Origin of the sequence: Methylobacterium sp. (assembly GCF_019750675.1) — a bacterium.
Classification (GTDB): domain Bacteria; phylum Pseudomonadota; class Alphaproteobacteria; order Rhizobiales; family Beijerinckiaceae; genus Methylobacterium.
On sequence record NZ_JAIEOF010000104.1, the window covers coordinates 1 to 7,300 of the forward strand.

At 70.4% G+C, this 7,300-nt stretch carries 7 protein-coding genes; 6 read left to right on the forward strand and 1 reads right to left on the reverse strand.

Annotation, left to right across the window (positions count from 1 at the left end):
- Nucleotides 1–347 precede the first annotated feature (347 nt).
- From K2X24_RS05395 to K2X24_RS05410, 4 genes are read left to right on the forward strand one after another with little or no spacing between them, the layout of a single operon-like run.
- A complete protein-coding gene (locus tag K2X24_RS05395; protein ID WP_292495414.1) occupies nt 348–842 on the forward strand; it encodes a DoxX family membrane protein in 495 nt (164 codons plus the stop codon).
- Nucleotides 839–1,309: a cupin domain-containing protein gene (locus K2X24_RS05400; RefSeq protein WP_292495416.1), complete on the forward strand. Its 471-nt coding sequence runs from the start codon at nt 839–841 to the stop codon at nt 1,307–1,309. The genes K2X24_RS05395 and K2X24_RS05400 overlap by 4 nt, the downstream gene beginning before the upstream one ends.
- 4 nt (nt 1,310–1,313) lie before the next feature.
- Nucleotides 1,314–2,234, forward strand: coding sequence for an SMP-30/gluconolactonase/LRE family protein (locus tag K2X24_RS05405; protein ID WP_292495418.1), 921 nt, complete (start codon nt 1,314–1,316; stop codon nt 2,232–2,234).
- Nucleotides 2,231–3,049, forward strand: coding sequence for a glyoxalase (locus tag K2X24_RS05410; RefSeq protein ID WP_292495420.1), 819 nt, complete (start codon nt 2,231–2,233; stop codon nt 3,047–3,049). Before K2X24_RS05405 ends, K2X24_RS05410 begins: the two co-directional genes overlap by 4 nt.
- A gap of 26 nt (nt 3,050–3,075) precedes the next feature.
- On the opposite strand, the gene K2X24_RS05415 is transcribed toward K2X24_RS05410, so the two are convergent.
- The gene (locus K2X24_RS05415) at nt 3,076–3,819 is read right to left on the reverse strand and encodes a Crp/Fnr family transcriptional regulator (protein WP_292495423.1); all 744 of its coding nucleotides are present in this window, start codon (nt 3,817–3,819) and stop codon (nt 3,076–3,078) included.
- Nucleotides 3,820–4,308: 489 nt separating this feature from the next.
- On the opposite strand from K2X24_RS05415, the gene K2X24_RS05420 reads away from it, so the two are divergent.
- Nucleotides 4,309–4,770, forward strand: a complete 462-nt coding sequence (locus K2X24_RS05420) for a (2Fe-2S)-binding protein (protein ID WP_238277700.1) — start codon at nt 4,309–4,311, stop codon at nt 4,768–4,770.
- A 10-nt stretch (nt 4,771–4,780) separates the two neighbouring features.
- On the forward strand, nt 4,781–6,964 hold the full coding sequence (locus tag K2X24_RS05425; RefSeq protein WP_292495427.1) for a molybdopterin cofactor-binding domain-containing protein: 2,184 nt from the start codon (nt 4,781–4,783) through the stop codon (nt 6,962–6,964).
- Nucleotides 6,965–7,300 lie beyond the last annotated feature (336 nt).

A 7,300-nucleotide genomic window follows, 5' to 3' on the forward strand; every position in this document is an offset into this window, starting at 1 on the left:
AGCAGCACGCGCTTGCCGGTCTGGGCGAGGCGCCAGGCCATGGTGCCGCCGCCCGGCCCCGAGCCCACGATGACCACGTCGTAATGCTCTTGGCTCATGGGGGTCCTTCGCGTCCGGATCGTCGGGTCGCGATCGGGGCCGGGCGGCCGGGATCGGGCCGCCGGCACGGTCTCGCGCCGAAGTCATGGTCTCGCGCCGAAGTGAGGCGCCCGACGCTGGAACGTATGAACCGGCGCGGGGATGCCGCGTTCAACCGCCGAGGGCATCACGTTCCCTTGCGCCTTCTCATTCCCATGCACGCCGCCGCAGGCCCGTCCCGGCGCGCGGCATCAGCTCAGGACCGCGCCTTGGAAGATCTCAGCATCGGCATCGCCGTGGCGGTCCGGGTCCTCCTCGTTCTGCTGTTCCTGCCCTTCAGTGCGCTCGACAAGATCCTGAACTTCCGGGGCGCGGTGGGCCAGGCGCGGGAGCGGGTCGCCAGCACCGGGCTCGCCCGCGCGCTCATCCTCGCGGGGCTGTTCGTCGAGGTGGTGATGTCGGCCGGCATCCTCACCGGCATCGCCGACCGGGCCGCCGCCTTCGTGCTCGCGGGCTATTGCGGGCTCACGGCGCTGCTGTGGAAGCAGTTCTGGCGCCCGGGCGACTTCTGGGCCGGCGGCGACAGCAAGGGACTGGGCCTGTTCTGGGACTTCCTGAAGAACTTCGCCCTGGCCGGCGGGTTTCTGCTCATCACCTTCGGCACCGGGGCCGACACCGTGCGGCTCTTCCTCGCCGACCCGCTGGCCTCCTCGCAGCCCTATCGCATCGCCCCTTTTCCCGAGCCCGTCAGGACAAGCCCATGAGCGATTCCACCAGCGCCGAGAGCCGCCCCGAGAAGCCCAGCGTGCCCTACTGGCACCTCTGGACCGACGCGGAGGGCGTCAGCCACCAGACCCGCTGCGCGCTCACCGATTTCGACATGAAGTCGATGCAGCCGCCGGCCGACCCGCAATGGCAGGGCACCAAGACCCATGACGGCGCCACCGTGATGGTGACGGTGCAGCCGGTGGGCTGGACCGGCGCCTGGCACGAGAACCCGAAGCCGCAATGGATCATCCCGCTCTCGGGCCGCTGGTTCGTCGAGTCGATGGACGGCACCCGGGTCGAGATGGGCCCCGGCGAGATCTCCTTCGGGGAGGACCAGAACACGCGCGAGCGGGACGGGCGCCAGGGGCACCTCTCGGGCACGGTGGGCGACGAACCGGCCGTGCTGATGGTGGTGCAGTTCGATGCGCCCCCGACCCTCGCCACCCCCTGCCGGTTCCGGTAGCGGCATGGTGTTCCCGCGCGAAAATCCGGGCTTCGAAGTCGTCGATCCGCGCTTTGCCGGGTACCTGCTCGGCAATGCCGAACTCGAGGAGATCGCCACGGGCTTCCGCTGGATCGAGGGGCCGGTCTGGTTCGGGGATGCCGACTGCCTCCTGTTCCAGGACCTGCCCCGCGACCGAACCATGCGCTGGAGCGAGGCGGAAGGGCTGTCGGTCTACCGGGCGCCCTCGCACTTCGCCAACGGCCAGACCCGCGACCGCCAGGGCCGGCTGATCGCCTGCTCGCACCGGAACCGCTGCCTCACCCGCACCGCGTACGACGGTGCCGTCACCACCCTCGTCACCCACCATGCCGGGCGCCGCCTGAACGCGCCCAACGACGTGGTGGTGGCCTCGGACGGCGGGATCTGGTTCACCGATCCGGTCTACGGCATCGCCAACGACTACGAGGGCGGACGCCAGACCTCCGAGCAACCGCCGGCACTGTACCGCCTGGATCCGGATTCGGGCGAGGTCCGCGCCATGGCCACCGATTTCGACGGGCCGAACGGGCTCGCCTTCTCGCCCGACGAGCGGAAACTCTACGTCTCCGAGACCGGCGACCAGAGCCGGCCGAACCCACGACAGTACATCCGCGTCTTCGACGTCGGGCCGGACTTCGCGCTCTCCGGCGGCGCGGTCTTCCACACTGTCGCGCCGGGCTATTGCGACGGGATGCGGGTCGACGAGGACGGCAACGTCTGGAGCAGCGCCGCCGACGGGGTCCACTGCATCGACCCGGCCGGCAACCTGATGGGCAAGATCTTCGTGCCCCACCGGGTCTCGAACCTCGCCTTCGGCGGCCGGATGAAGAACCGTCTGTTCATCGGCGGCTCGCACACCCTGTACGCGATCTTCCTCAACCGGCGCGGCGCGCAGACACCGTGAGCGCCAGCAAGACGTGCGCCGGACCCCTCCGCCTGAGCCGCATCCGCCTCGTCAGCGCCGATCCCGAGGCCCTGGCCGGATTCTTCGCCACGGCCCTCGGGTTCGTGCGCGCGCCGACGATCCGGCCCGTGCCCGGCGAGACCGTGGTGCCCCTGCGTCTCGGCGCGCAAGCCGTCGATCTCGTCGGCTTCGATCAGCCGGGCAGGCCCTATCCCGCCGACGTGCCGGGCTGGAGCCCGCTGTTCCAGCACATCGCCCTCGTGGTCTCGGACATGGGGGCCGCCCATGCCCGCCTCGACGCGTGCCCGGGCTGGCGCCCGATCTCCACGGCCGGGCCGGAGCGCCTGCCCGCGGCCTCGGGCGGGGTGAGCGCCTTCAAGTTCCGCGACCCCGAGGGGCACCCCCTGGAATTCCTGAGCTTTCCCCCCGGCGGCACGCCGGAAGCCTGGCGCCGGACGGGCCCGGACCCCTGCCTCGGCATCGACCATTCGGCGATCTCGGTGTCGGACGAGGCCGCGAGTCTGGCTTTCTACGAGGGCCTCGGCTTCTCGGTGGCGTCGCGCTCCATCAACACGGGGCCCGAGCAGGCCCGCCTCGACGGCGTGCCCGACCCGCGCGTGGCCGTGACGGGCCTGCGCCCGCCCGGCGCCCCGACGCCCCACCTCGAACTCCTCTGCTATGCCGGCGCGTTCCCGCGCGCCGGCCTCGCCTGCGGCGATCACGACGTCGCCGCCACCGTCCTGGTCTTTTCCGGCGCGGAGGGCGCGCCCCGCGCGGTCCGGGACCCGGACGGCCATCGCCTTCGGCTCGCCTGAGGGACGGCGCACCCGGAGGCGAAGCGTCAGGATACCGCCGCCGGCTTCAGATGGAGATAGGCCGGGTCGAACTCGGCGCGCTTCGTCAATTGCACCCAGTCGTGGATCACGAGGCGCTGCCCCTGGAGGGTGAGCAGGCCCTGGCCCCGCAACTCCTGCAGGACGCGGTTGACGTGCACGTTCGAGACGCCGATCGCGTCGGCGACGTCGCTCTGCGTCAGGGGCATCTCGCAGGCATGGTTCTCGGCAAGCCCCATGGCGTGGAGCTTGAGATAGAGCTCGCAGAACAGGTGGGTGATCCGGCCCAGCGTCGAGCGGCGGCCGATATTGGTCATCCATTCGCGGAAGATCGCGGCATCGACCAGCGTGTCGCGCCAAAGGGCTGCGGTGAGGCCGGGATAGTTGCGCGTCAGCTCGAACAGGGCGTCGTGCGGGATGAAGACGACGGTGCAGGCGGTCAGCGAGCTGAGGTTGTGGTCCATCACCGGCAGGTGGAGGCTCTGGAGATCGGGGATGTCGCCCGGGATGTGCATCGACAGGATCTGGCGCTTGCCCTCGTCCAGGAGCTTGTAGCGGAAGGCCCAGCCATCGAGCAGCAGGCAGCACTGCGAGGGATGGTCGCCGTAGCGCACGATGTCCTGGCGGGCGGGCAGCTGCCGCCGGGTGACGGGGAGCCGCTCGAGGGCCTGACGCTCCGCATCGGAAACGGTGATGATGGTTTCCAGTTTCCGGATGAGCAGGCCGAGATCGGCGCCGGCTGCGAAGCTCATGGTATCGTTGCCCTTCCTGCGGCTGACCCGCGCCCTGGCGCCGCGCCCGTCCCGGGCTCGTCCGGCTGCGTGCGTCCGCCTTCCCGGTATCACAATGGCTGCGCTTTGGCGGTGGTCAGATTGTCCTGTTCAGCTCATGGAAACGGGCCCGTTCTCCGGTCGACACGGCCGCGCTGTCCGGACCGGGGAAGGACCCTGATGCGCGGAGGAATCTAGAATCGGATCGGGCCGGCGGATAGATCCCGGGCCCCAAACCGATGCGCCGGCGCTGGGTAATCCCGCGCGGCGGCGACGGTCGCGTGGAATCCCACGACCCTGGCGGATCCGCGCCGTGCCAGCTTTCGATGCGTGCCGGCGAAGCATTCGCCCCGTCACGCCGCAGTAGACGCCGGGCCGTCCCGCACCGTACAAGAATTCTAAATACCAGGCCTGCGCACGCGCCTCCCGATCCTGCGCGACGCGCGACCGTCGAACCACGGCAGGGAACGCATGATCCGTCTGAACCTGAACGGCACCGTCCGCGAGGTCGAGGCCGAGCCCGACACGCCGCTCCTCTGGGTGATCCGTGAACAGGCGGGCCTCACGGGCACGAAGTACGGGTGCGGCATCGCCCAGTGCGGCGCCTGCACCGTGCATATCGACGGCACGGCGGTGCGCTCCTGCTCGATGCCGGTCTCCAGCGTGACGGCGGATCAGAAGATCGTGACGATCGAGGGCCTGTCGAAGGACCGCTCGCACCCGGTCCAGAAGGCCTGGGCCGAACTCGACGTGCCCCAATGCGGATTCTGCCAGTCCGGGATGATCATGGCCTCGGCGGCGCTGCTCGCGCAGAACCCGCACCCGAGCGAGGCGGAGATCCGCTCCGAGATCACCAACATCTGCCGCTGCGGCACCTACAACCGCGTGCTGGCGGGCATCAAGCTCGCCGCCGACGGCGGCCAGGCCGGTTGAGGAGAGAGCCATGAACGCTCCCATGAAGAACCTCTCCCGCCGCGCCTTCGTGGCCGGCACCGCTGCCGCCGGCCTCAGCCTCGGCTTCCACGTGCCCTTCCCCGGGGCCGCCGCGCAAGGGAACGCCCCCGCGCTCACGCCCGAGGTCAATGCCTGGGTGGTGATCAAGCCCGACGAGACCGTGGTGATCCGCATCGCCCGCTCCGAGATGGGCCAGGGCACTCTCACGGGCCTCGCCCAGCTCGTCGCCGAGGAGCTCGGCTGCGACTGGTCGAAGGTGGTCACCGAGTACCCGACGCCGGGCCAGAACGTCGCCCGCGGCCGGGTCTGGGGCGATTTCGGCACCGGCGGCAGCCGGGGGATCCGGGAATCCCAGGACTACGTCCGCAAGGGCGGGGCGGCCGCCCGCATCATGCTGGTCGAGGCCGCCGCCAAGGGCTGGGGCGTGGCTCCCTCCGAGTGCCGGGTCGAGAAGGGCGTGATCAGCCATGCCGGCTCCGGCCGCACCACCACCTTCGGGGCGGTGGCGATGGAGGCGGCCAAGGTCACGCCGCCCAAGGACATCGTCCTCAAGGATCCGAAGGACTGGACCATCGCGGGCAAGCCCGTGAAGCGCCTCGACACCGTCGAGAAGACGGACGGCAGCCAGATCTACGGCATCGACCTCACCATGCCGGGCCTGCTCAACGCGGCCATCCGGGACTGCCCGGTCTTCGGCGGCACCGTGAAGAGCTTCGACGCCAAGGCCGTCGCGGGCATGCCCGGCGTGAAGAAGGTCGTCGCGGTGGGCGATTCCGGCGTGGCGGTGATCGCCGACACGTTCTGGCGCGCGAAGACCGCGGTGGAGGCCCTCCCCATCGTCTGGGACGAGGGCCCGAACGCCGGCGTCTCGAGCGAGACCATCGCGGCGACCCTGCGCGAGGGCCTGGACGCGCAGGAAGCCTATGTGGGCAACAAGGGCGGCGACGTCGCCGCCGCCCTGAAGGGCGCGGCCCGGGTGGTGGAGGCGACCTACGGGGTGCCGTTCCAGAACCACGCCACCATGGAGCCGATGAACGCCACGGTGCGCTGGACGCCCGAGCGCTGCGAGGCCTGGGCGCCCACCCAGAACGGCGAGGCGGCGCTGGCCGCCGTCGCCGAGGCCGCCGGCCTCTCGGCGAACCAGTGCGACGTCTACAAGCTCCTCCTCGGCGGTGGCTTCGGCCGGCGCGGCGCCACCCACGACTGGCTGCGCCAGGCCGTCCTCATCGCGAAGGAGATGCCCGGGACCCCGATCAAGCTGATCTGGACCCGCGAGGAGGACATGACCCACGGGCGCTACCACCCGATCACCCAGTGCCGGATGCGCGCCGGGCTCGACGAGGCGGGCAACCTCACAGGGCTGCACATGCGCATCTCCGGCCAGTCGATCCTGGTCTCGGTGGCGCCGAACCGGATGGTGGACGGCAAGGACCCGGTGGTGTTCCAGGGCCTCAACCCCGGCGGCGCGGAGGCCGCGATCGGCTACGCCATCCCGAACATCCTGGTCGATCACGCCATGCGCAACCCGCACGTGCCGCCGGGTTTCTGGCGCGGCGTGAACATGAACCCGAACGCCATCTACCTTGAGTGCTTCATGGACGAGCTCGCCCATGCGGCCGGACAGGACCCGCTCGCGTTCCGCCTGAAGCTGATGGACAAGCACCCCAAGCACCGGGCGGTGCTGCAGGCGGTGGCCGACAAGGCCGGATGGGGCACGAAGCCCGCGGACGGCGTCCATCGGGGTCTGGCCCAGATGATGGGCTTCGGCTCCTACGTGGCGGCGGTGGCGGAGGTCTCCGTCTCCGATGACGGGGGGGTCAAGGTCCACCGCATCGTCGCGGCCACCGATCCGGGCCATGCCCTCAATCCGCAGCAGATCGACGCCCAGATCGCCGGCTCCTTCGTCTACGGCCTGTCGGCGGCGCTCTACCAGGAATGCACGGTCAAGGACGGCCGCATCGAGCAGACGAACTTCGACACCTACCCGGTGATGCGCCTCGACGCGATGCCGGTGGTCGAGACCATCGTGATGCCGTCGGGCGGGTTCTGGGGCGGGGTCGGCGAGCCCACCATCGCGGTGGCGGCCCCCGCCGTGCTGAACGCCATCTTTGCGGCCACCGGCAAGCGCGTGCGCCAGATGCCGGTGAAGAACACGGACCTGCGCCGGGCGTGAGGCGGGCTCGGGTCGGTCACCTGAAGAATCAGGACCGCAATGCGCCGGCTCTCCCGCACGGAGAACGCCCGTGCGCCCCGTGGGACCGCCGTGAGGAGGGCCGGCATCCCGCGCCGTCCCACGTCCCCTCGACCGTGGGCTCTACCCTTCTCGCGGGCGGCTCGGGTCCCCTCTCCTGGAAGGAGAGGGACAGGGTGAGGTGTGGTCCACCTCCGGAAAGGTCACACACCTCTCCCCAACCCTCTCCTTCCAGGAGAGGGAGTCCGCTCGCGCCCTACGCCTACAGACGGATGTCGTTCTCGGGCCGATCCTCCGGGATGCGTATCATCCGTCTTG